This window comes from Roseateles sp. P1_C1_2, assembly GCF_056406535.1.
The window spans coordinates 15,342-36,701 of the sequence record NZ_JBFUAB010000001.1 but is presented as its reverse complement, the minus strand read 5'-3'; the positions used below and the strand labels follow the sequence as shown (position 1 = coordinate 36,701).

Genomic DNA, 21,360 nt, shown 5'->3' with positions numbered 1-21,360 from the left:
GATTCTAGGAACTGGCGCCCGCGGCGCTGTCGCCTCGGGCCTTCACGGCATCAGGATCCGCGGCGCTCAGGCCCCTACCGGCACCGCCAGGGCGTTGTTGCCCCAGCACTGCTCATATTTCCAGCCTGTCAGCTCCTCGGCCACGGCACGGGCCTCTGCAGGGGCGTCGGCAATGCGGCCACCGGCCTTGATGCGGGCGATCTCTTCCAGCAGGACGGCGTGGTTCTTGCGGTCGAGCTTCATCTGGGTGGTGTAGTAGATGCCACCCAGGCCGAGGCCGATCACGCCCAGGGTGAAGATGCCGATGATGGCGTTGATCGCGGTGTCCGGCTGGCTGGCCTGGCCGGAGAGGAAGCCGAACTGGCCCAATGTCCAGCCCATGGCGAAGACGATGGCTGAGCGGGTGATCTTGCCGGCGAAGGTCATGGCGCCGGCATAGATGCCTTCACGCCGTCGGCCCGTCAGCACCTCGTCGACGTCGGCCAGGAAGGTGTAGACCGTCCAGGGGATGTAGTAGACGCCGCCGGTGCCCAGGCCGAACACGGCCGTGATGGCGAAGAGGGCGATGGCCGTGGTTTCCTTGGACCAGCCCAGGTAGAACAGCGCGGCATAGGCCAGCACGCTGCCGCAAACGACGAGCAGGGCGATACGGTAGGGGCGTGCAAAACCGAATTTGATGCACAGACCGATGAACAGCATGGTCGATATCAGCTGCATCACCGAGCTGAAACTGTTCAGGTAGCCGACAACGGATTTGTCCTGACCCATGCAGAAGACGATGAAATAGGTAAATATCGAAGCGAACAGCCATTCCGCTCCAAACCCCAGCAGATACATGCCGAGGTGTTTGCGGAAGATCTTCAGATGAAAGGTGGACAGCATGTCCACGGCGAGTTTCCTGAGGGCTTTGCCCAGGCTGCCGGCGCGTTCCTGCACCACCTCGTTGAAGGGCCGCTCCCAGGAGGAGAAGTAGAGGGCCGCCATGGCGGCGCACATGATGAGGGCGTAGATGATGCCTGTCAGCAGGAAGGGCGTGGCCGACTCCTTGCTGTAGACCAGGAAAAGCTGGGCCGGGATGAAGGCAGCCAGGAAGTTGGCGCCCTTGCCGAACATGGCCTTGGAGCCCGTGAGTTTGGAGCGGACGGCAAAATCCGTGGTCATCTCCGTCGCCAGGGTTTCGTAGGGCACCATGATCATCGTGTAGACCAGCTCGAAGAGGGCATACATGCTCAGGTAGTACCAGAACCCGAAACCCTCGATCCACATCAAGGGATACAGCAGCACTGCCGGGATGCCGATCAAAATGAAAAATCGTCGGCGCCCGAACCTGCGGCCCAATCGCGTGTTGTAGAAGTTGTCGCTGATATACCCCATCACGGGGTTGCTGATGGCGTCCAGGATGCTGGCCACCGAGAAGATCGTGGCCGCCTCGACGACCGTCAGTCCGCAGAAGGTCGTGTAGAAATAGAGCAGCCAGGCCGCCGCGATGGCCAGGGCGCCGCTGCCCAGCAGGTTGGCACTGCCATAGCTCAGCGTGTGCCTCATCGAGATCGTTCTGCTCATGACTTGCTGTCCCCGGTATTTTCGGAAGGCAGTTTCATTTTTTGTGACCTGTCGTTCCGTGAGATGAGTATCCCATTTCCGGATGCATTGGGACCTGCCGTCAACCCTGGGCTTCTCGCTGTTCCATGCGCTGCGGCCCTGCCGGCTATGGCCGGCAGGGCTCAGTGCAGGTGCAGTCGCTGCGAAGGGAGGCCGGCGAGACCGACGCGAAGGTCAGGCCCCGCCGGGCGCGCTCAATCGGCGCGCAGCTTGGCGCGCAGGCCGGCGCCGATCTCGGGCCGGTCGGCGAAGGCGTCGGTGGGGTTGCGCAGCAGCATGACGTCTTCCAAACGCGTCTGCACGCCGGCGAGCGCCTGCGGGTGGCTGAAGATGTAGAACTTGTTGTGATCGATGGCGTCGAACACCATCGCGGCGACGTCGGCCGCCGTCAGCTTGCCCGAGGACACGGCCTTGTCGGTCTGGGCCTGGGAGATCAGCTGGCTCTTGGTGGGCTTGGCGCTGGCGAACTCGCTCGGGCGGTTGCGATGGCTCTGGCTGATGCCGGTGGGCACGAAGAAGGGGCAGAGCACCGAGGCATGGACCTGGTCGGTCACCAGCGACAGGTCCTGGTAGAGGGTCTCGGACAGCGACACCACCGCGTGCTTGGACACGTTGTAGACGCCCATATTGGGCGGGTTCAGCATGCCGGCCATGGAGGCGGTGTTGACGATGTGGCCCGAGTAGGCCGGGTCGGCCTTGGCGGCGGCCAGCATCATGGGCGTGAACAGGCGCACGCCATGCACGACGCCCATCACGTTGACGCCCATGACCCATTCCCAGTCGGCCAGGGAGTTCTCCCAGATCAGGCCGCCCGAGCCGACGCCGGCGTTGTTGAAGACGAAGTGGGGCGCGCCAAAGCGCTGCTGCACCGCGTCCGCCAACGCCTGCATCTGATCGGCCTTGGCGACGTCGACGACGCGGGCCAGCACCTCGACGTCCTTGAACTCGGACGCGGCCTTGTCGAGCGCATCGGCCTGCACGTCGACAAGGACGAGGTTCATGCCGCGCTGGGCGGCGAGGCGGGCGGTTTCCAGGCCGAAGCCGGAGCCCGCGCCGGTGATGACAGCGGTTTGCTTGCTCATGTGTTTGTCTCCTTGTGCATTTCTATGTGGGCGATGCCGTCTTCCATGTATTGCTCGCCAACCGGCGTGAAACCGAAGCTGGCGTAGAAGCGCTCCAGATGGGCCTGGGCATGCAGCGTGATCGCGTGGCCGGGCCACAGCCGCCCGCACTCAACGAGGGCCTGGGCCATCAGCGCGCGGCCGACGCCACCGCTGCGCGCCGCGGGCGACGTGACGACACGGCCAATGAGGGCGTCGGCCGCCTTCAGGCCGGGCGGGATCAGCCGCGCATAGGCCTTGAGCCGGCCGTCGTCGCCCTGGCCCAGCAGATGCCAGGTCTGGCGGTCCAGGCCGTCGATGTCGAGGAAGACGCAGTTCTGCTCGACGACGAAGACCTCGGAGCGCAGGGCCAGCACGTCATAGAGTTGCTCGACGTTCAGGTCCTTGAACGGAACGCAGGTCCAGCGCATCAGACGAGCTTGACGAGCTGCTTGCCGAAGTTCCTGCCCTTGAGCAGGCCGATGAAGGCCTCGGGCGCGCTGGCAATGCCGTCGGCGACGGACTCGCGGAACTTGAGCTTGCCGGTGGCGACCAGCGTGCCCAGTTCCTTCAGCGCCTCGGGCCAGACTTCCATGTGCTCGGACACGATGAAGCCTTCGACCTTCATGCGGTTGGTCAGGATGAGCTGCGGATAGGTCAGCGGGATGGGTTCGCCGTTGTAGCCGGAAATCATGCCGCACATGGCGATGCGGCTGAAGGCATTGGCGCGCAGCAGCACGGCGTCCAGGATCATGCCGCCGACGTTCTCGAAATAGCCGTCGATGCCGCTCGGGCACTCGGCCTTCAGCGCGGCGGACAGCGACTTCACATCGGGGTGCTGCTTGTAGTCGATGCAGGCATCAAAGCCCAGTTCCTCGACGACGTAGCGGCACTTGTCCGCACCGCCGGCCAGGCCGACCGCGCGGGCGCCACGCGCCTTGGCGAGTTGGCCGACGACGCTGCCGACGGCACCGCTGGCGGCGCTGACGACGACCGTCTCGCCAGCCTTCACGTTGATGATCTTCATCAGGCCATACCAGGCCGTCACGCCGGGCATGCCGACGGAGCCGAGGTAGGCGGACAGCGGGATGTGGGTGGTGTCGACCTTGTTCAGCACGCCGCGCTGGCTGGCATCGACGGTCTGGAATTCCTGCCAGCCGCCCATGCCGACGACCTTGTCGCCGACGGCAAAGTTGGCGTTCTTCGACTCGACGACTTCACCGACCGTGCCGCCGATCATGACCTCGTCAATCGCCTGCGAAGCCGCATAGCTCTTGCTGTCGTTCATGCGGCCGCGCATATACGGGTCGAGGCTCAGATAGTGGTTGCGCACGCGCACCTGGCCGTCGGCCAGCGCGGCGAGCGGCGCTTCGACGAGGCGGAAGTTGTCGGGTGTGACCTCGCCCTTGGGGCGGGAGGCGAGGACGATCTGGCGGTTGACTTGGCTCATTGGGGGCTGTTTGTTCACACAACAGCCGCCATTGAAGCACCCTGGCAGGGACCCCTGCGTCCCAGGGGCGACAACGTTCTAGAGCGCCAGACTCAAGCCCCGATCGTGATCGGGTAGGCCGTGCAACCCAGCTTCTCGGAGATGTCCTTGCTGGCGTTCTGCAGCATCTTGACGACCTCGGGTGCCTTCTCCACGTCGAAGCGGAAGGTGGGGAAGGACACGCTCATGCCGGCGATGGGCTGGCCCAGGCGGTCGAAGATGGGTACACCCAGGCAGCGGATGTGGTCGTCGAACTCCTCGCGGTCCTCGCCGAAGCCTTGCGCCTTGACCGTCGCCAGCTCGGCCAGGAAGGCCGGGCGCTCGGTGATGGTCTTGTCGCGGAAACGCTGGAAGCTGGCGCCGTCCAGGATGCGGTCGCGGCGCTCCGGGTGTTCCCAGGCCATCAGCACCTTGCCGATGGCGGTGCAATGCAGTGGCGCGCGGCGGCCGATGCGCGAATACATGCCCAGCATGTGGCGCGAGTCGACCTTGTGGATGTAGATGATCTCGCTGTCGATGAKGCTGCCCAGGTGGACGGTCTCGCCGGTGGCGTCGGCCAGCATCTGCATATGGTGCTTGGCGAGGTCGACGAGCTCGGGCGAGGGCAGGGCCTTGGCGCCAATCTCGAACATGCGCATGGCCAGGCCATAGCGCTCGCTGTCGGCCTCCTGGCGCACATAGCCCAGGCCCTTCATCGTCTGCAGGAAACGGTAGACCGTCGCCTTGGGCATGGCCAGGCGCACCGAGAGGTCGGTGATACCGATGTCACTGCGCTCACCGAGGGCGTTCAGGATGGCAAACACCTTGAGCACCGCGGCAACCGATTCGGGTTGCTTTGAATCACCAATGTCTTCATCCATCGTTCTGATTCTTTCGGACGCTTGTTTCAGGGTGCGGAGGTGTGGATTCTGACTCAGGCTCGACGCGGCCCGGCGCCAGCGCGGATTTGCTCAACCAGTTGATCGAGCCCGGCCGGGCGCAGCGCCGCTGCGTCATAGGACTCGTCGGGGCGCCAGCCGAGGTCGGCGGACAGCGTCTCGGTAGGGTGGGCGGCGGCCCAAGCGGCCAGGATGTCCACGGGCCGGCCGTTCAGGCGGCTGTCGTGATCGAAAAAGGCGCTGCCCTTAAGGCGGCGAATCAGCTTGTCGGCTTGAATCGAGGCGGGCAGCTCCCAGCGGTTGTGCTCGCTGTATAGGCGAGAGCGGATGCCGACGCCCAGGGAGTAGCCGAAGTCTTCGACGCGGTCGGCGCTGAACAGGTTGGCCACCACGTGCACGCGGCCGAAGCGTACGCGCGGCGTGCGTTCCTTGCAGGCGTGGAAATGGTTGTGGTGCAGGGTCACGCGCAGCTTGCCCTCGTCGCTGGTCTTGCTGTCGCTGCTGCCGATCAGCATGGTCTTGTCATGGGCCTGGAAGCGACACCAGGACACGGTGACGAGGTCGCTGCCGTTGGTGATGTCGAGCAGGCCGTCGTGATGCTGCACGCGTTGCCCCAGGCGGATGGGTTCGAGCTTGTCGGGGTGGTTGCCGTCGTCGAAGTGGCAGTGGTCCACCCAGACGCGCTCGGCACCGCGCAGGGACAGGCCGTCGTACTCCGAGTTCCACTCGCCGTGGCCGTTGTCGCGCGGCTCCCAGGCGGGGAAGTGGTCGTAGGCGTCAGAGAAGCGCAGGTCGCGGATGACGATGTTGCTGACCTTGTCCAGCAGCACCATGCCGTGCTGGAAGCCGGCACCCGGCGCAGCGCCCAGCAGCGTCGTGTTGGACGGCAGGCGCACGACGGAGACCTCGGCCTGGCGTTTCTCGGAGCGCTTGCGGGCGTCTTCCAGCGGCCCCTTGGGATCGTCGCGGCCCCAGGTGGCGGGGTCGAAGGCGCGATCGAAGGCGTCGAAGTTGAACTCGGGGTCGCGGAAGGCCTCGACACCACCGGGGCAGAGGTCGATGAAGCTGTGCAGACGGATGATCTTGGGCTTGTCGCCCAGGCGCAGAGCCGCATCCAGGCCGGCGCGGTCGTGCACGTCGAAGATGTGCTCGGGAATCGCCTTGGCGCCGCCGACGGTGTTGCCGACGCCGGCCCAACCCAGCGGCAGTTCGACCGGTGCGGGTGCAGTGGCTGCGCAGCCTCCCAGGATGGGCAGGGCGCTCAGGGCGAGGACGTGGCGGCGCTTCATGGGCGGTTGTTGTTGAACTCGTTCAGGCGGTTGCCGGCGGCGTCGAAAGGCCGGCGCGAGGTGCTGGCCGACCAGGGACCGACATGGGCGCCGATCTCGCTGTCGCGCACGACAGCCACGCCGTTGGGGCTGCTGCCGGCCTGCCACGTGCCGGCCTTGACGCCGGCGTCCCAGGCGCGGCCTAGTGCAGTGGCACCGGGCGCGATGCCGGGCTCGCCGACGAGGCGGCTGTGCGTGACGAGAAAGCCCTGGGTCACGTCGGGCGCCGTGCTGGGCGCGAGGATGATGCCGCCGTGCCCGGGCGTGCGGCGATTGGCGCGGGTCAGGATGGTGCTGTGCTCGATGACGAGCACGGCGTTGCCGAAGATGAAGTCCACGTCGCCGGCGATGAGGCTGTGGCGGATGAGCTGGCGAGCGGGGGCTTCGGGCGCGCGACGCTTGGCGTACAGCGTGTCCTGGTGGCCCAGCAGGCGCACGTTGTCGAGCTGGATGCGGTCGCCCATCAGCGTGAGGGCCACGGCCTGGGCGCCGCCGCTTTCGCCCACGCCGGGTGGGTAGGCCTCGCCGCGGCGCACGCCGTCCATCGCGTCGTTGGCGATGGTCAGCGAGATGAGCTGCACGTCGTTGCTCTGCACCAGCATGCTGGTGCTGCCGCTGGTGCCGATGGTGGTCTTGCCAATCTCCGGCCAGCAGGGATGGGCGGGCTCGTTCTCGCCTTTGGGCTTGCCGGAGAAGCGGTTGTCGACCAGCACGACGGCGGCGGCATCCAGCGCCGAGCCGACGAGGGCGATGGGCGCCTTGTCCTTGATGCACAAGGGCCCGCGGTAGCTGCCGGGCTGGATGTGGATGACCCAGCGCTTGCCGCCATCAGCCGGCACCTTGTCGATGGCAGCCTGCACGGACTCGCCGGGCTTGACGATGAAGTCCGGCGGCGTGGCGCCTAGGTCGGCCAGCGGCGCTGGCTTCCAGTCGCCGAGGTAGGCGGCTGTCGTGTGCGCCGCCGCCTGTTCGGGCGTGAGTTGCGGGCGCGGCTGGGCCTGGCTCATCGTGGTGAGCAGGCCCAGCGTGAGCGCGAGCAGGAGCTTCACAGATCGGCCAGGTAGAGGGCCGGTTCGACGCCGCTGGCGCGCTCCTTGTCACAGCTGAACAGCACCTGCTTGTTGTCCGGCGTGAAGCTGGGGTGGGGGTGGGTGACCTGGCGGTCGTCCTTGTAGACGTCCCAGCCGCTGTCGTGGCGGGCGATGGTGCGGGTGGTGCCGGCCTTCAGGTCGAACAGGTGCAGATAGGGGTCGCCCGCCAGCATCTCGTTGTCGCCGCTGCTGGCCTTGCCGCAGCCGTCGCCGACGATCAGCGTGCCGTCGTGGTTGCTCATCAGGTGCGAGCACTGCGGCATCGCGGTCAACAGCTTGTTCTCCAGCGTGACCGGGTCCAGGCTGTAGATCCAGCGCTCGGGCGACTTCTCGTTGTAGCTGACGTAGATCATGGCGCTGCCGTCCGGCACCCAGAACTCGTGCGTGCAGCTTTCGCCGTCGAGGTGCTCCTTGCCGCAGCGGCGGTTCGTGCCGTCCTCGTTGATGAACCACATGCGCGCGTCGATGAGGTCGTGCGGGCCTTCGTGGCAGTAGGCGACGGTGTTGTCGTCGAAGGGGCGGTATTGCGGGTGGCCCAGCCAGCCGCGCTGCTCCAGGATGACGGTGCGCTTGCCTGTGGTCAGGTCTACGCTGAACAGGCGGCACAGCGGCCGCTTGTGGAACATCTCGTTGAACTTCTGCCAGGTGTTCAGCGCAAACCAGTCCTCGGCGGCGATCTCGATGCCGACGATCTTGGTGCAGGCGCTGTTGCTGACCCAGGTGCCATAGCCCACCCAGGCGTCGGGCACGATGTAGAGGACTTCCTCCCGCAGGGTGGCGAGGTCCAGGCGGATGAACTGGCGCTTGTCACGCACGAAGTAGAGGTGCCTGTCGTCGGGGCTCAGGAAGCCGCCGAAGGTGTTCTCGCCCACGCCGTCGGTGAGTTGGATGGCAGTCTGCGTGTCCAGGTCGAGCAGGTGGTAGTTCCAGTTCGGGCTGGGGTTGGGGCCGAACTCTCCGCCGAAGATCAGCTTGCGGCCGTCGTTCGTGAAGCACTTCTGATAGAAGTAGTTGCGGTGGCAGGTGACGTCCGGCGGCGTGAGCCGCGTGACGCGCGCGCCGGTGTCGGGGTCCTCGCGGGTGAGGAATTCAAACTTGCGTTCGGTGGCTTTCATGGCGTCCTCTGCAGCGCATTCTGGAACCCCGCGGCGACCGCCGGCGGGGCCCTCGCGGGATCAGCGAGCGAGCCAGCCGCCGTCGACAGCGATGGTGTAACCGTTCACATAGTCGGACGCTGGAGAAGCCAGGAACACGACCGGACCGGCCAGGTCATCGGGCTTGCCCCAGCGGCCGGCCGGGATGCGGTCCAGGATGGCACTGTTGCGCTGCTCGTCGGCACGCAGTGCGGCGGTGTTGTTGGTGGCCATATAGCCCGGGGCGATGGCGTTCACGTTGATGCCGTGCGAGGCCCACTCGTTGGCCATCAGCCGCGTGATGCCCATGACGCCGCTCTTGCTCGCCGTGTACGACGGCACGCGCACGCCGCCCTGGAAGCTCAGCATCGACGCGATGTTGATGATCTTGCCGCCGCTGCCCTGGGCCATGTATTGCTTGGCCACGGCCTGGGACAGGAAGAACACCGACTTCAGGTTCAGGTCCATGACGTCGTCCCAGTCCGCCTCGGAGAACTTGATGGCGTCTTCGCGGCGAATGATGCCGGCGTTGTTGACCAGGATGTGCACCGCGCCGGTGAAGGCCTTGGCCTGGGCGACGAGGTCGGGGATGGCCGACACGTCGGACAGGTTGGCGCGCAGGTCCAGGAACCGCCGGCCCAGCTTTTCCACGCCGGCCTTGGTCTCGTCCGGGTCGGAGACGTTGACGCCGACGATGTCGGCCCCCGCCTCGGCCAGCGCCAGCGCCATGCCCTGACCCAGGCCCGTGTTGCAGCCGGTGACGATGGCCGTCTTGCCGGCCAGGTTGAAGTTGTTGAGCACCATGGTTCGTTGCTTCCGATGTGAGCGGGGTCTTGGCCGGGTGGTTCAGTTTGTTGAAACGCAGTTCCACTTTTGCCGATGCCACGACTTTAGGCAGGGCGCAAGTGTTGCGGAATCATGGTTTCTAATTAGTGAACCGATGTTCCGATTTTCGCATGTTCCGCCTATCATCGTCCACAACAGACCTTTAACAGCCCGTCAAGAGCCTCTGTTTCCTCAATGACGGCGCTGCGCGACTGGCTCAGTTTTCCTCTTGCCGCGACGGCCTTGCGTCGTCGCGGTGATCGAACCGGTGCTCGCACTGCAGCGTCGCCGGCCATAGAAATCGACGGGTGCCCTGCGTGCGCCCGGGTCCCCAAAGCCTTGCATAACCCGAGAGCCATCGGCGCCGACAGCGCTCAGATGACCTTGCACCAGGAGACATCACATGCCCGCATTCCGTCCGTCCCACCGCCAGGCACTGAGCCCGGTGGCTCTGGCCGCCACCCTTGTCGCGCTGTCCGCCGCACCCGCCTGGGCCCAGACCGCGCCTGCCAATTCGCTTGAGACGGTGACCGTCACGGGCATCCGCGCCTCCCTGGAGAGCGCGCTGAACGCCAAGCGCCAGGACAAGGGCATCGTCGATGTCATCAAGGCCGAGGACATGGGCAAGTTCCCGGACACCAACCTCGCCGAGTCCCTGCAGCGCATCCCGGGCGTCGTCATCGACCGTGACGCCGGCGAAGGCCGCAACATCACCGTGCGCGGCCTGGGCGGCGACTTCGCCCGCACCCGCATCAACGGCATCGAGGCCCTGGCCACCACCGGCGGCACCGACAGCTCCGGCGGCGCCAACCGCACCCGCGCCTTCGACTTCAACGTCTTCGCCGCCGACCTTTTCAACTCGCTGACCGTGCGCAAGAGCAGCTCGGCCGACGTCGACGAAGGCTCGCTGGGTGCCACCATCGACCTGCAGACGGCCCGCCCCTTCGACCTGAAGAAGTTCGCGGCCGCCGTGTCCGTCAAGGGCACCTACAACGACCTCCAAGGCAAGACCACGCCCAAGGCCGCCTTCCTGATCTCCAACACCTTTGCCGACGGCAAGATCGGCATGCTGCTGTCGGGTGCCTATTCCAAGCGCAAGGTCTACGAGGAAGGCTTCAGCACCGTGCGCTGGGACAACGGCCCGTCCAGCGGCAACACCTTCAGCGGCTGGTGCCCCCCGCAGGGCGTGACCGCCAACCTGCCCACCGGCTCCACCGCCACCACCTGCGGCCCGGCCGCCCAGGGTGTGCCGCGCCTGCCCAACACGCCGGAAAACCTGGCGGCCTACAACGAGGCCAGCAAGGCCACCAACTTCCACCCGCGCCTGCCGCGCTACGGCCGCCTCACGCATGACCAGGAGCGCGTCGGCCTGACCGGCTCCATCCAGGTCCGTCCGTCGGACACCATGCTGGTGACCTTGGACATGCTGTATTCCAAGCTCGACGCCACCCGCCAGGAAGACTTCCTGGAAGCCATCTCCTTCAGCCGCGCGCTGTCGGCCGGCGGCAAGCAGCAGACCAGCGTCGTCGAGGCGCAGTTCGCGCCCAGCGGCCAGATGCTCTATGGCAAGTTCAACGGCGTCGACGTGCGTGCCGAGTCGCGTTTCGACAAGCTCAGCACGGAGTTCAACCAGCCCACGGTGACGGTGGAGCAGGACATCGGCGAGTCCATCAAGCTGACGCTGCGCGGTGGCCGCRCCACGTCCAAGTTCAAGAACCCCATCCAGACGACGACGACGCTGGACGCTCCCAACGTCAACGGCTATGTGTTCGACGCCCGCGGCGACGACCGCGCGCCGCTGCTCGGCTATGGCAACCTGAACCCCGCCGACGCCAACGGCGCGCTGAAGATCTACGGCGTGCCGGTCGGCGCGACCTCCATCGCCAACTTCACGCCCAGCGAAATCCGCATCCGCCCCAACGGCGTGACCAACCGCCAGGACGTGCTGACCGCCGACCTGGCCTGGGAAATCATTCCCGACGCGCTGACGCTCAAGGGCGGTGTCAGCTACAAGCAGTTCAAGTTCACCAGCTACGACATCCGTCGCACGGTGGAGACGATGAACACGCTGCCCGCCGGCGTGGACCCGGCCAGCCTGGTGACGACGCTGACCGGTTTCGGCAAGGGCCAGAACCTGCCGGGCGGCTCCATCACGTCCTGGGTCATCCCCAACCTGGACGCCATCGCCGCGGCCTATGACATCTACTGCAACTGCCTGAAGACCGGCCCGGCCGGCGGCCCCGGCGACTTCACGCTGACCTCCATCACCAACGGGAGCGCCCGCGGCGGCAACCGTGCCATCCTCGAGACCGACACCGGCACCTGGCTGATGGCCGACTTCGAGACCCGCCTGGGCGGCATGCCCGTGCGCGGCAACCTCGGCACCCGCTACGTCAAGACCTCCATCGAGGCCAGCGGCTACCTGGCCACCGGCGGCGGCAGCGCCGTGACGGCAACCCGCAACTACAACGACTGGCTGCCCTCGGCCAACCTCTCGGTCAACCTGGCCAAGGACCTGATCGTGCGTGCCGCGGCGGCCAAGGTCATGTCGCGCCCGCCGCTGCAGAACCTGAACCCGGGCGGCACGCTGTCCACCACCGGCACGCTGAGCTACACCGGTGGCAACCCGTCCCTGGACCCGTTCCGCGCCACCACGCTGGATGCCAGCGTCGAGTGGTACCACTCCAAGAACGGCTTCATCGGCCTGGGCCTGTTCCAGAAGACCATCAAGAGCTATGTGCTGACGCAGGGCCGCAACGTGCCCTACAACCAGACCGGCCTGCCGATGTCGCTGCTGCCGAGCAACTTCACTGGCGATGAAATCTTCCTCGTCAGTGCGCCCGTCAACACCCCCGGCGGCAAGCTCAGCGGCTTCGAGATCAATGTGCAGCAGCCCTTCAGCTTCCTGCCGGGCTGGGGCAAGAACTTCGGCCTGCTGGCCAACTACACGCAGGTCAAGTCCAAGATGGACTATGTGATCTCGGCCGCGGTCGGCGCTGCCACCGTGCGTGAAGACCTCGTCAACCTGTCGCCGCGCTCCTGGAACCTGTCGGTCTACTACGACGACGGCACCTTCAGCGGTCGCGTGTCGAGCTCGGCGCGCTCGGCCTTCCTGACCACCATCCCGGCAGGCAACAACCAGGACGTGGCGGGCAAGAACAAGACCTTCAACGTCGACCTGTCGATGGGCTACCAGCTCAACAAGCAACTGCAGTTGACCTTCGAGGCCAGCAACCTGACCAACCAGGCCAACGACCAGTTCATCTCCCGCGCGATGAACAACGTCGTCACCAACAACTACACCGGCCGTGAATTCATCGTCGGTGGTCGCTACAAGTTCTAAGCCGCCCATGGCCTAGACCCAGCAAGGGCACGGACCTGTCGTCTGTGCCCTTTTTCGCTTGCGGGACCCTGCAGGTCTCCTGATCCCGAAGAAGAGCCGGCCGCCCTGTGGCGAGACCGGCCTCACCCCGGAGACATTCATGAAGACCTTCAGGACCCTCGCGGTCGCAGCCGCCGCATGGCTGGCCACGATCACTGCCCAGGCGGCCAACGGCCTGCCGGCCGGCACCCTCATCACGGGTCAGGCCAGCGGCGCCAGCACGTCGCTGCTGGGCCTGGACCATGACTTCGAGAACGTGGCGGGCAGCAACACCACCGCGCTGGCCGCGGCCGACCTGGAGTTCCTGACGGGCGACTCCGCGGTAGGCATCGATTTCTTCAGCGACGGCCATGTGCAGGTCTGGAACAACACCGGCTTCAGCAGCCTGGCGGGCAGCTACACGCTGACCTTCAGCTTCGCGGGCTTGAGCGCTCCCATCACCGGCTTCACGGCGCTGGACATGACCGGGGTTGCCGGCGGCAACGTCAGCCTGCAACTGCTGGACCCGCACACCGTCAGCCTGACGCTGAGCAACGTCAACTTCACGGGTGAGTTCGGCAGCTTCACGACGCAGCTCGCCGTCAGCGCCGCGGCCGTGCCCGAGCCCTCCAGCCTCGCGCTGCTGGGGGCGGGCCTGGGGCTGGTTGCCCTGCGCCGCACGAGGAGGGCCGCATGAAACGCTTGCAACGCCTTGGTGGCCTCGCGCTGCTGGCCTTCGGCCTGCAGGCCCAGGCCGTCGACATCGCCCAGCAGACGGCGCCCAGCGACGGCTGGGGCGCCGGCACCGTCGGCGGCAGCGCCGCCACGCCCGAGCACATCTACACGGTGCACAACCGCGCCGAGCTGCTGAACGCGCTGGCCAACGGCGCCAATGCGGCCAAGATCATCAAGGTGGCCGGCACCATCGACATGACCGAGGGCACGCCCTTCGCGAACACGGCCGACCAGAAGGTGAGGGCACGCGTCAAGCTGACGAGCAACACCACGCTGATCGGTGAAGGCCCCGGCGCCGGCTTCGTCAACGCCTGGATAGACATCACCAGTGTCAGCCAGGTCATCGTGCGCAATCTGCACCTCGTCGCGCCCTGCGACGTCGGCCCGATCTGGGACCCGACCGATGGCGCCCTGGGCAACTGGAATTCGCAGTACGACGCCATCGGCATCGTCACCGCCACTCAGGTCTGGATCGACCGCAACACCATCACCGACACGCCCGTCACCGACGACACGCTGCCGGTCGAGAACGGCAAGACCAAGCAGTGCCACGACGGTGCCATCGACATCACCAAGGGGGCGGACCTGATCACCGTCTCCTACAACGTCGTCACGGCGCATGACAAGAGCATGCTGATCGGCGGCTCCGACAGTCTCACCAGCGACCTCGGCAAGCTGCGCATCACCATCGCCAACAACGTCTTCAACGGCGTGACCCAGCGCGTGCCGCGCGTGCGCTTCGGCCAGGTCCACGTCTTCAACAACTACTTCGTCGGCAGCAAGACGGCCAACCCCTATCCGCACTCGTACAGCATCGGCATCGGCAAGCAGGGCAATGTGCTGTCGCACGCCAATGTCTTCGCCATCGACGGCGCAACGGGCTGCGACAGCGTCGTCAGCTACCCGAGCTCCGACCACAGCGGCGCTTTCCAGGACAGTGGCTCCCTCCTCAACGGTGCGCCCCTGGGCGCCTGCACGGTGCAGCCGGGCACGGCCTTCACGCCGGGCTATGTCTTCAAGCCGCGGCCGACGGCCCTGGTCAAGGCCAATGCGCTGGCTCTGGCCGGTGCCGGCAAGGTGACAACGCAGATCAGCGGCAGCGGCAACGTCAGCGACGTCGGCGGCACCCGCTCGCCGGCCGCGAACGAGACCAATGTCCACACCGACACGCGCCTGTCGCTGTCCTTCGACGCGCCGCCCGCCATCGGCACGGCGGGCAAGGTCAATGTCTATCGCGCGAGCGACGACGTGCTGGTGGACAGCATTGATGTCAGCAGCGCGCCGTCCGCCAGCGACACCCAGGTCGTGCTCGCCCGCACCAACCTCGAGATCGACGCCCTCGGCCTGGGTGCCATGCCCGATGGCGCCACGTTCGCGCGCTATGTCTGGTACCGCCCGGTCAGCGTCAGCGGGGCCAAGGCCATGATCAAGCTGCACAGCAACAAGCTGGACTTCGGCACGGCCTATTACGTGACGATGGACGCCTCGGTGTTGAGCGGCAGCATCAAGGGCGCTGCCTTCGCCGGCATCGCCAAGGCCGACAACTGGAAGTTCACGACCCGCGCCGCACCGGCCAGCTTCACCAACCTCAACGTCGACGACAGCGGCACGACGGCCGACTTCCGCACCCTGCAGGGCGCGCTGAACTGGGTCATGAAGAACTGCTCGACGAACAGCCCGCCCGCCAACGGCTGCAACACCGTCGCGACGCCCAAGACCATCCACCTGGGCAATGGCAGCTATCCCGAGCTCAACATCCTGCGCAAGGTGTCCAACCTGAGCATCGTCGGCGAGAGCCGCGATGGCGTGGTGGTGGGCGACGTCAACTTCGAGTCGCTGAACTCGGGCAGCGGTGCCAGCAGCGCATCCGCAGGCGCGGCGCTGAGCACCTCGGGCAAGACCTTGGGCCATCGCGTGCTGGGCGGCGGCCGCGCATCCCTGCTCGTCGAGACGGCCGACCTGCTGACGCTGCAGAACTTCACGCTGCAGAACCCCCATGTGCGCAGCACTAGCTGGGACAACCAGGCCGAGGCCATCTACTTCAACACCAGCACGACGGCCGCGGCCGCGCGCCTCGTGGCCAAGCAGATGAACTTCCTGAGCCAGCAGGACACGCTGCAGCTCAAGGGCTACAACTGGTTCTACCAGTCCCTGGTGGCCGGCAACGTCGACTTCATCTGGGGCAGCGTGATGGCCAGCCTGTTCGAGGATTGCGAGATCCGCTCGGTGGCCGACACGAGCAGCAGTTCGGCCGGCTTCATCCTGCAGTCGCGCGCCACGGCGGGCGACAAGGGCTTTGTCTTCCTGAACAGCCGCCTCACGGCCGAACCCGCCGTCAGCCAGGCCTATCTGGCGCGCAGCGGCGGCACGACGGCGACGACCTATATCGACCACATCGCCTTCGTGAACACCAAGATGGGCTCGCACATCCTGCCCGCCGGCTGGTGCGTGGGCACCGGCACCAGCAAGTCCGGTGTCGGCACCGGCGGCTGCGGCAGCAACCCGCCGTCCTGGGCCGGCACGGCCGACGGCGGCACCACCGACACGGTGGGCTGGCGCGAGTTCGGCAGCATGGACCTGAACGGCGCCCCGCTGGACGTCAGTGCGCGTCTGGGCGTGGCCTCGGTCAAGGTCAACAACGTGGCCACCAACCTCGTGCTGGCCAAGCCCCTCGGCTCGTCCACCGGCCTGACCAACCGCGCCGACATCTTCCAGAACTCGACCATCGCCACCGGTGCGCCCGGCGGCTGGGTGCCCGCGCCCTGACCGGGCCGGGCCAAACACACAAGACACCAGGAGACCCCATGAGCATCAAGACCCTGCCATTCCCCGCCCGCCTGACCCTGTGCGCCAGCGCCGTGCTGAGCCTGTGCGCTGCTGCCCAGGCGCAGAGCACTGACGCCCCCGCGACGCTGGAGCGCATCCAGATCACCGGCTCCTCCATCAAGCGCCTGGCCGGCGAGACGGCGCTGCCGGTGTCGGTCATCAAGTCCGAGGAGCTCGAGGCGCGCGGCCACACCGAGCTGAAGGACCTGGTGCTGGAAATGCCGCAGTCCCTGTCCCTGGGCACCAACAGCGGCGCGGCCGGGCCGATGCTCAATCTGCGCGGCCTGGGCCCGATGCGCACGCTGACGCTGCTGAACGGCCGCCGCATGGCCAACGAGCCGCTGCAGGACCAGTACGTCTCCGTCAACGTCATTCCCCGCATGGCGCTGGACCGCGCCGAGACGCTGCGTGACGGCGCCTCGTCCATCTACGGCTCTGACGCCATCGGCGGCGTGCAGAACTTCTGGACACTCAACAGTTTCAAGGGCGCGCGCGTCAAGGCCGAGTGGAACCAGCCCGAGCATTCCGGCGGTGGCGAGACCAAGGCCATCGGCGCCATCGTCGGCACCGGCGATCTCAATGCCGATGGCTGGAATGCCTATGTGTCGCTGGACCACCAGCGCAAGTCGGCCCTGTTCAAGATCGACCGCCCGGAGCTGTACGACTACTCGGTGCTGTCGGCCATGGGCCTGGGCCTGGTGCCGGACAACAAGAACCCCAGCCCGATTGCCAACTTCGGCTTCGCGACGGGCGCCAACTCCAACTACAACCCGGCCTATGCGACCGGTTGCGCGGCGCCTTACTCGCTGCCCACCCTGGGCGCCGGCAGCGTCGCCACGCCGGCCACCTATTCGAACGCCGGCTGCTACCGCAACCCCAACTACTACGACGCCATCACCGACGGCAGCGAGATCACCAACGTCTACGGCAAGCTGAGCTGGAAGATCAACAACGACCACGCGCTGACGCTGGAAGGCCTGCACAGCAAGTTCAACGTCCAGAAGTACCGCGGCATGCAGGTACCCGCCGGCACGGCGCCGGCCACCACCTACAGCATGCCGGCCACCAGCAAGTTCTACCCCGGCAAGGGCATCACGCCGGCCGTCAAGGTGGTGGGCAGCAACACCGGTGCCAACTCGCCGGCGATGTTCCTCGACGCGGCCAAGACGCCCGGCGCGGTCACCGACCTGAACATGAACAACCGGACGATCTTCTTCGTCTGGGGCCCGGCCGAACTCGGCTCGGCCTACCGCAACGACGAGCAGACCAATGACCGCCTGGTGCTGAGCGCAGAGGGCACGGTGGCCGGCTTCGATTACCGCGTCGGCCTGAACTACGGCCGGTCGCTCCGCGACACCCGCGCCGGCGCCGGCTACATCCTCTACTCCAAGGCCCAGGAAGGCTTCACCAAGGGCATCCTGAATCCTTTCGGCCTGCAGGACGCCGAAGGCCTGGAGTACCTCCGCAGCATCGAGGCCAGCGACTACAGCTACCGCGTCAACCGCGCCTACAACCGCAGCGTGGACGCGACGCTGACACGCTCGCTGATGGAGCTCTCCGGCGGCCCGTTGGTGGTGGCGGTGACCGGCGAGGTGCGCCGCGACTCGGCCAAGGTCGAAGCCGCTCCGCTGGACTATGTCGCCAAGAACGCCAACGGCAGCTATGCCATCGACGCCTTCGGCAACGTCACCAAGCACGACCTCGTCGGTGAGACGCCCACCGGCGTGGCGCGCGACCTTGGCCGCAACATCAAGTCGGCGGTCATCGAGGTGGACGCGCCCGTCACCAAGCGGCTGAGCTTCAACGCCGCGGTGCGCTCCGACACCTACAGCGACCTCAAGACGACGACGGTCAACCCCAAGCTGTCGGCCCGCTACCAGGCCCTGGACCAACTGGTGCTGCGTGCCTCGGCCAACACGGGCTTCCGGGCACCGTCCATCATGGACATCCAGAACCCGACGCCCGAGGTTCGCACCCAGGTGATGGACGACCCGGTGCTGTGCCCGAGCGCGACGCCCACCGTGGCCAACACCGGCAACCCGGTCAACGGCTTCACGCGCGACCAGGTCTGCAACCAGACGATGAACTACTGGACCAAGTCGCCCGACAACAGCTTCCTCAAGCCCGAGAAGTCCAAGGGCTGGACGCTGGGCCTGGCGCTGGAGCCCACCAAGGGCCTGCTGCTGACAGCCGACTACTGGGGCATCAAGCTGACCGACATGCTGGGCGCCGTGGCCATCGCCGAGGTGCAGCAGCAGCCGGCCAAGTACGCGACCAACATCATCCGCAAGGCCGACGGCACCATCGACTACATCGTCGCCAGCCAGGCCAACCGCGGCGACACCAGCATCCGTGGCCTGGACCTGTCCATGGCCTACCGCGTGACGGCGCCCATCGGCGAACTCAGCTTCATGCTGGACGGCACCTACTACGAGAGCTATCGCTTCAGCGCCGAGAAGGGCGGCGAGATGCTGAGCAATGTCGGCATCATCACCAACGATGCCCGCTATGGCGGTGCCGGCGTCAACTCCGGCTTGGCCGGCATGCCGCAGATCAACCCACGCTGGAAGCACACGGCCTCCGTGGGCCTGCGCAACGGCCCGTGGTCGGGCCTGCTCTCGGTGCGCTACAACACCGCGCTGACCGACCTCACGCCGCGCGCCGGCTCCGCCATCACGCGCGTCAGCCCCTACAGCCAATACGGCGCCAGCGTCGCCTACTCGGGCTTCAAGGGGCTCAAGCTCGGCCTGGCGGTCAACAACTTCACCAACGCCAACCCGCCGGTCACGTCCAACACCATCTACACGGGCTACATCACCAGCCTGGCGGATGTGCTGGGCCGCGCCTGGAAGGTCACGGCGGACTACAGCTTCTGAGCATGAACAGACTCTTCGCTTGCCTGCTGGCCGTTGCCGCGCTGCCGGCCGCCGCACAGAACTCCGCGCCGCCCCATGCCGCCATCGTCACCCAGGGCTGGACACAGACCGCGGGCGGCCGCGGCGGGCGCATCGTCAAGGTCACGACGCTGGCGCCCTCCGGCCCCGGCAGCCTGAAGGAAGCCATCGAGGCCAGCGGTCCGCGCATCGTCGTCTTCGAGGTCGGCGGCGTCATCGACATGGGCGGCCAGCCGCTGAAGATCACCCAGCCCTTCCTGACGCTGGCCGGCCAGACGGCGCCCGACCCCGGCATCAGCATCATCAAGGCCGAGACGATGATCTCGACCCATGACGTCGTCGTCCAGCACCTGAGCTTTCGCCCCGGTGAATTCGGCCGGCCCAAGAAGGGCGGCGGCGACCAGGACGGCATCTCCACGCTGGGCGGGGCGCATGACGTCATCGTCGACCACTGCAGCTTCTCCTGGGCGACGGACGAGAACCTCTCCGCCAGCGGCCCGCGCTTCGAGGGCAAGACGGTGGAGGACTGGCGCAAGGGCACGTCGCACCGCATCACCTACAGCCACAACCTCATCTACGAGGGGCTGGGCAACTCGGTTCACGAGAAGGGCGAACACAGCAAGGGTTCGCTGATCCACGACAACACCAGCGGCGTGCTGATCTACGCCAACGTCTATGCCTCCAACCGCCAGCGCAACGCCTTGTTCAAGGGCGGTGCGCAGGGGGCCATGATCAACAACTACATCTTCAACCCGGGCGATCGCGCCGTGCACTACAACCTGCTCGCCAACGAGTGGACCGGCCAGCCCTGGCAGGTCGGCCGGCTGACGCTGGTGGGCAATGCGATGCGCCACGGCCCGAGCACGGTGGCCGGTACGGCCTTCTTCACGATGCTGGGCCAGGGTGACCTGGAACTGCATATGGCCGACAACCTCGCCCACGACGCGCAAGGCCGGCCAGTGCCACTGCTGGGCAACAACGCGCAGACGACGGGCAAGCTCATCGTCATGGCCAAGCCTGAATTGCCTGCCGGCTTGGCCATCCGATCGGCTGCCGATCTGGCGCGCGAACTACCGCCACTGGTCGGTGCGCGGCCCTGGGCGCGCGATCCGCTCGATGCGAGGCTGCTGGCCGACATGGCGAATGGCAAGGGCAAGCTGATCGATTCCGAAGTCGAGAATGCCCTCGGCTACCCGCGCCACGCGACGACGAAGCGCACTTTCAAGCCCGAGGACTGGAACCTCGACGACATGAGCCCCAAGGCCGGTTGGCCTGCCGCCGCGAAACCATGAAGCTGTCTTCCTTCTTCTTCGCCATGCTGCTGACTGGCAGCGCCGTCGCCCAGACGCGTGCCGCTTCCGCGCCGCGTGGCGAGACCACGGCCAATGTCGCCACCGGCCCACGCCTCATCCTCGTCGGCGACTCGACGATGGCGCCGCGCAGCGGCTATGGCAATGCGCTGTGCGCGCGTTTCCAGCAGGTCGCCTGCATCAACCTCGCGCGCGGCGGCCGTTCCAGCATGAGCTTCCGCGCCGAGGGCCTGTGGGACACGGTGCTGGCGCTGTTGAACGAGCGCGGCGAGACCGGCCAGAAGCAGAAGACCCTGGTGCTGATCCAGTTCGGCCACAACGACCAGCCCGGCAAGCCCGGCCGCTCGACTGACTTCGCCACCGAGTTCAGCCCCAACATGGCTGGCTACGTGAAGGACGTGAAGGCCGCCGGCGGCGAGGTGCTGCTCATCACGCCGCTCACGCGCCGCACCTTCAGGGACGGCGAACTCCCCAACGACCTGCGCCCCTGGGCCGAGTCCATCCTCAAGGTGGGCGCGGAGCAGGGTGTGCAGGTGCTGGACCTGAACGCGGTCAGCCATGCCGCTGTGGCCGCCATGGGCCAGGCCGGCGCCGATACGCTGGCCGAAGCGCCGCCGCGCTTTGACCGCACCCATCTCGGGCCGAAAGGAGCGGACCTTTTCTCGGGGCAGGTGATGGAGGGGCTGATCAGGCTCAGGCCGGAACTGGCGAACGCAAAGACGCTGGGGCCGTAGGCGCAAGAGGTAGTTTCAGACGCAGTCCGACTACCTGAACTGCGTCTCCTCGTT

15 protein-coding genes are annotated in these 21,360 nt (G+C 66.6%); 6 read left to right on the top strand and 9 right to left on the bottom strand.

Annotation, left to right across the window (positions count from 1 at the left end):
- Positions 1 to 66 precede the first annotated feature (66 nt).
- The 9 genes from AC1D2H_RS00160 to kduD all read right to left on the bottom strand — a co-directional run bounded on the left by AC1D2H_RS00160 (position 67) and on the right by kduD (position 9,425).
- Positions 67 to 1,563, bottom strand: coding sequence for an MFS transporter (locus AC1D2H_RS00160; protein ID WP_477937666.1), 1,497 nt, complete (start codon positions 1,561 to 1,563; stop codon positions 67 to 69).
- A 233-nt stretch (positions 1,564 to 1,796) separates the two neighbouring features.
- Positions 1,797 to 2,684 (bottom strand): SDR family oxidoreductase, encoded by an 888-nt coding sequence (locus AC1D2H_RS00155; protein WP_478009446.1) that lies wholly within the window; start codon positions 2,682 to 2,684, stop codon positions 1,797 to 1,799.
- Positions 2,681 to 3,133, bottom strand: a complete 453-nt coding sequence (locus AC1D2H_RS00150) for a GNAT family N-acetyltransferase (RefSeq protein ID WP_478009445.1) — start codon at positions 3,131 to 3,133, stop codon at positions 2,681 to 2,683. Before AC1D2H_RS00150 ends, AC1D2H_RS00155 begins: the two co-directional genes overlap by 4 nt.
- Positions 3,133 to 4,152 carry an NADP-dependent oxidoreductase gene (locus tag AC1D2H_RS00145; protein ID WP_478009444.1) on the bottom strand — a complete coding sequence of 340 codons (1,020 nt, stop codon included), beginning with the start codon at positions 4,150 to 4,152 and terminating at the stop codon, positions 3,133 to 3,135. The genes AC1D2H_RS00150 and AC1D2H_RS00145 overlap by 1 nt, the downstream gene beginning before the upstream one ends.
- 92 nt (positions 4,153 to 4,244) lie before the next feature.
- Positions 4,245 to 5,051 carry a DNA-binding transcriptional regulator KdgR gene (gene kdgR, locus AC1D2H_RS00140; RefSeq protein ID WP_478009443.1) on the bottom strand — a complete coding sequence of 269 codons (807 nt, stop codon included), beginning with the start codon at positions 5,049 to 5,051 and terminating at the stop codon, positions 4,245 to 4,247.
- Between the two features lie 53 nt (positions 5,052 to 5,104).
- The gene (locus AC1D2H_RS00135) at positions 5,105 to 6,358 is read right to left on the bottom strand and encodes a pectate lyase family protein (protein WP_478009442.1); all 1,254 of its coding nucleotides are present in this window, start codon (positions 6,356 to 6,358) and stop codon (positions 5,105 to 5,107) included.
- Positions 6,355 to 7,446 (bottom strand): pectinesterase family protein, encoded by a 1,092-nt coding sequence (locus AC1D2H_RS00130; protein ID WP_477932808.1) that lies wholly within the window; start codon positions 7,444 to 7,446, stop codon positions 6,355 to 6,357. The genes AC1D2H_RS00135 and AC1D2H_RS00130 overlap by 4 nt, the downstream gene beginning before the upstream one ends.
- The gene (locus AC1D2H_RS00125) at positions 7,443 to 8,603 is read right to left on the bottom strand and encodes an oligogalacturonate lyase family protein (protein ID WP_478009441.1); all 1,161 of its coding nucleotides are present in this window, start codon (positions 8,601 to 8,603) and stop codon (positions 7,443 to 7,445) included. Before AC1D2H_RS00125 ends, AC1D2H_RS00130 begins: the two co-directional genes overlap by 4 nt.
- A gap of 60 nt (positions 8,604 to 8,663) precedes the next feature.
- On the bottom strand, positions 8,664 to 9,425 hold the full coding sequence (gene kduD, locus AC1D2H_RS00120; RefSeq protein ID WP_477932804.1) for a 2-dehydro-3-deoxy-D-gluconate 5-dehydrogenase KduD: 762 nt from the start codon (positions 9,423 to 9,425) through the stop codon (positions 8,664 to 8,666).
- Positions 9,426 to 9,849: 424 nt separating this feature from the next.
- Between kduD and AC1D2H_RS00115 the strand changes: the two genes are divergently transcribed.
- The 6 genes from AC1D2H_RS00115 (at position 9,850) to AC1D2H_RS00090 (ending at position 21,306) form a co-directional block, all read left to right on the top strand.
- Complete coding sequence (locus tag AC1D2H_RS00115) at positions 9,850 to 12,789, top strand: TonB-dependent receptor (protein ID WP_478009440.1); 2,940 nt, start codon at positions 9,850 to 9,852, stop codon at positions 12,787 to 12,789.
- Positions 12,790 to 12,928: 139 nt separating this feature from the next.
- Positions 12,929 to 13,504 carry a PEP-CTERM sorting domain-containing protein gene (locus AC1D2H_RS00110; protein WP_477932800.1) on the top strand — a complete coding sequence of 192 codons (576 nt, stop codon included), beginning with the start codon at positions 12,929 to 12,931 and terminating at the stop codon, positions 13,502 to 13,504.
- Positions 13,501 to 16,308, top strand: a complete 2,808-nt coding sequence (locus AC1D2H_RS00105; protein WP_478009439.1) for a pectinesterase family protein — start codon at positions 13,501 to 13,503, stop codon at positions 16,306 to 16,308. The genes AC1D2H_RS00110 and AC1D2H_RS00105 overlap by 4 nt, the downstream gene beginning before the upstream one ends.
- A 38-nt stretch (positions 16,309 to 16,346) precedes the next feature.
- Entirely contained in the window at positions 16,347 to 19,244 is a 2,898-nt protein-coding gene (locus tag AC1D2H_RS00100) for a TonB-dependent receptor domain-containing protein (protein ID WP_478009438.1), read from the top strand.
- Between the two features lie 2 nt (positions 19,245 to 19,246).
- A complete protein-coding gene (locus AC1D2H_RS00095) occupies positions 19,247 to 20,554 on the top strand; it encodes a pectate lyase family protein (RefSeq protein ID WP_478009437.1) in 1,308 nt (435 codons plus the stop codon).
- A complete protein-coding gene (locus tag AC1D2H_RS00090; RefSeq protein ID WP_478009436.1) occupies positions 20,551 to 21,306 on the top strand; it encodes a rhamnogalacturonan acetylesterase in 756 nt (251 codons plus the stop codon). The genes AC1D2H_RS00095 and AC1D2H_RS00090 overlap by 4 nt, the downstream gene beginning before the upstream one ends.
- The last annotated feature ends 54 nt before the right edge of the window (positions 21,307 to 21,360 follow it).

Bases quoted from the DNA above. Each gene is read 5' to 3' on its own strand.
- AC1D2H_RS00090 (WP_478009436.1), top strand. From the start codon at position 20,551: ATGAAGCTGTCTTCCTTCTTCTTCGCCATGCTGCTGACTGGCAGCGCC.
- AC1D2H_RS00135 (WP_478009442.1), bottom strand. From the start codon at position 6,358: ATGAAGCGCCGCCACGTCCTCGCCCTGAGCGCCCTGCCCATCCTGGGA.
- AC1D2H_RS00110 (WP_477932800.1), top strand. From the start codon at position 12,929: ATGAAGACCTTCAGGACCCTCGCGGTCGCAGCCGCCGCATGGCTGGCC.
- AC1D2H_RS00100 (WP_478009438.1), top strand. From the start codon at position 16,347: ATGAGCATCAAGACCCTGCCATTCCCCGCCCGCCTGACCCTGTGCGCC.
- kduD (WP_477932804.1), bottom strand. From the start codon at position 9,425: ATGGTGCTCAACAACTTCAACCTGGCCGGCAAGACGGCCATCGTCACC.
- AC1D2H_RS00155 (WP_478009446.1), bottom strand. From the start codon at position 2,684: ATGAGCAAGCAAACCGCTGTCATCACCGGCGCGGGCTCCGGCTTCGGC.
- AC1D2H_RS00145 (WP_478009444.1), bottom strand. From the start codon at position 4,152: ATGAGCCAAGTCAACCGCCAGATCGTCCTCGCCTCCCGCCCCAAGGGC.
- AC1D2H_RS00150 (WP_478009445.1), bottom strand. From the start codon at position 3,133: ATGCGCTGGACCTGCGTTCCGTTCAAGGACCTGAACGTCGAGCAACTC.
- AC1D2H_RS00160 (WP_477937666.1), bottom strand. From the start codon at position 1,563: ATGAGCAGAACGATCTCGATGAGGCACACGCTGAGCTATGGCAGTGCC.
- AC1D2H_RS00105 (WP_478009439.1), top strand. From the start codon at position 13,501: ATGAAACGCTTGCAACGCCTTGGTGGCCTCGCGCTGCTGGCCTTCGGC.
- AC1D2H_RS00125 (WP_478009441.1), bottom strand. From the start codon at position 8,603: ATGAAAGCCACCGAACGCAAGTTTGAATTCCTCACCCGCGAGGACCCC.
- AC1D2H_RS00095 (WP_478009437.1), top strand. From the start codon at position 19,247: ATGAACAGACTCTTCGCTTGCCTGCTGGCCGTTGCCGCGCTGCCGGCC.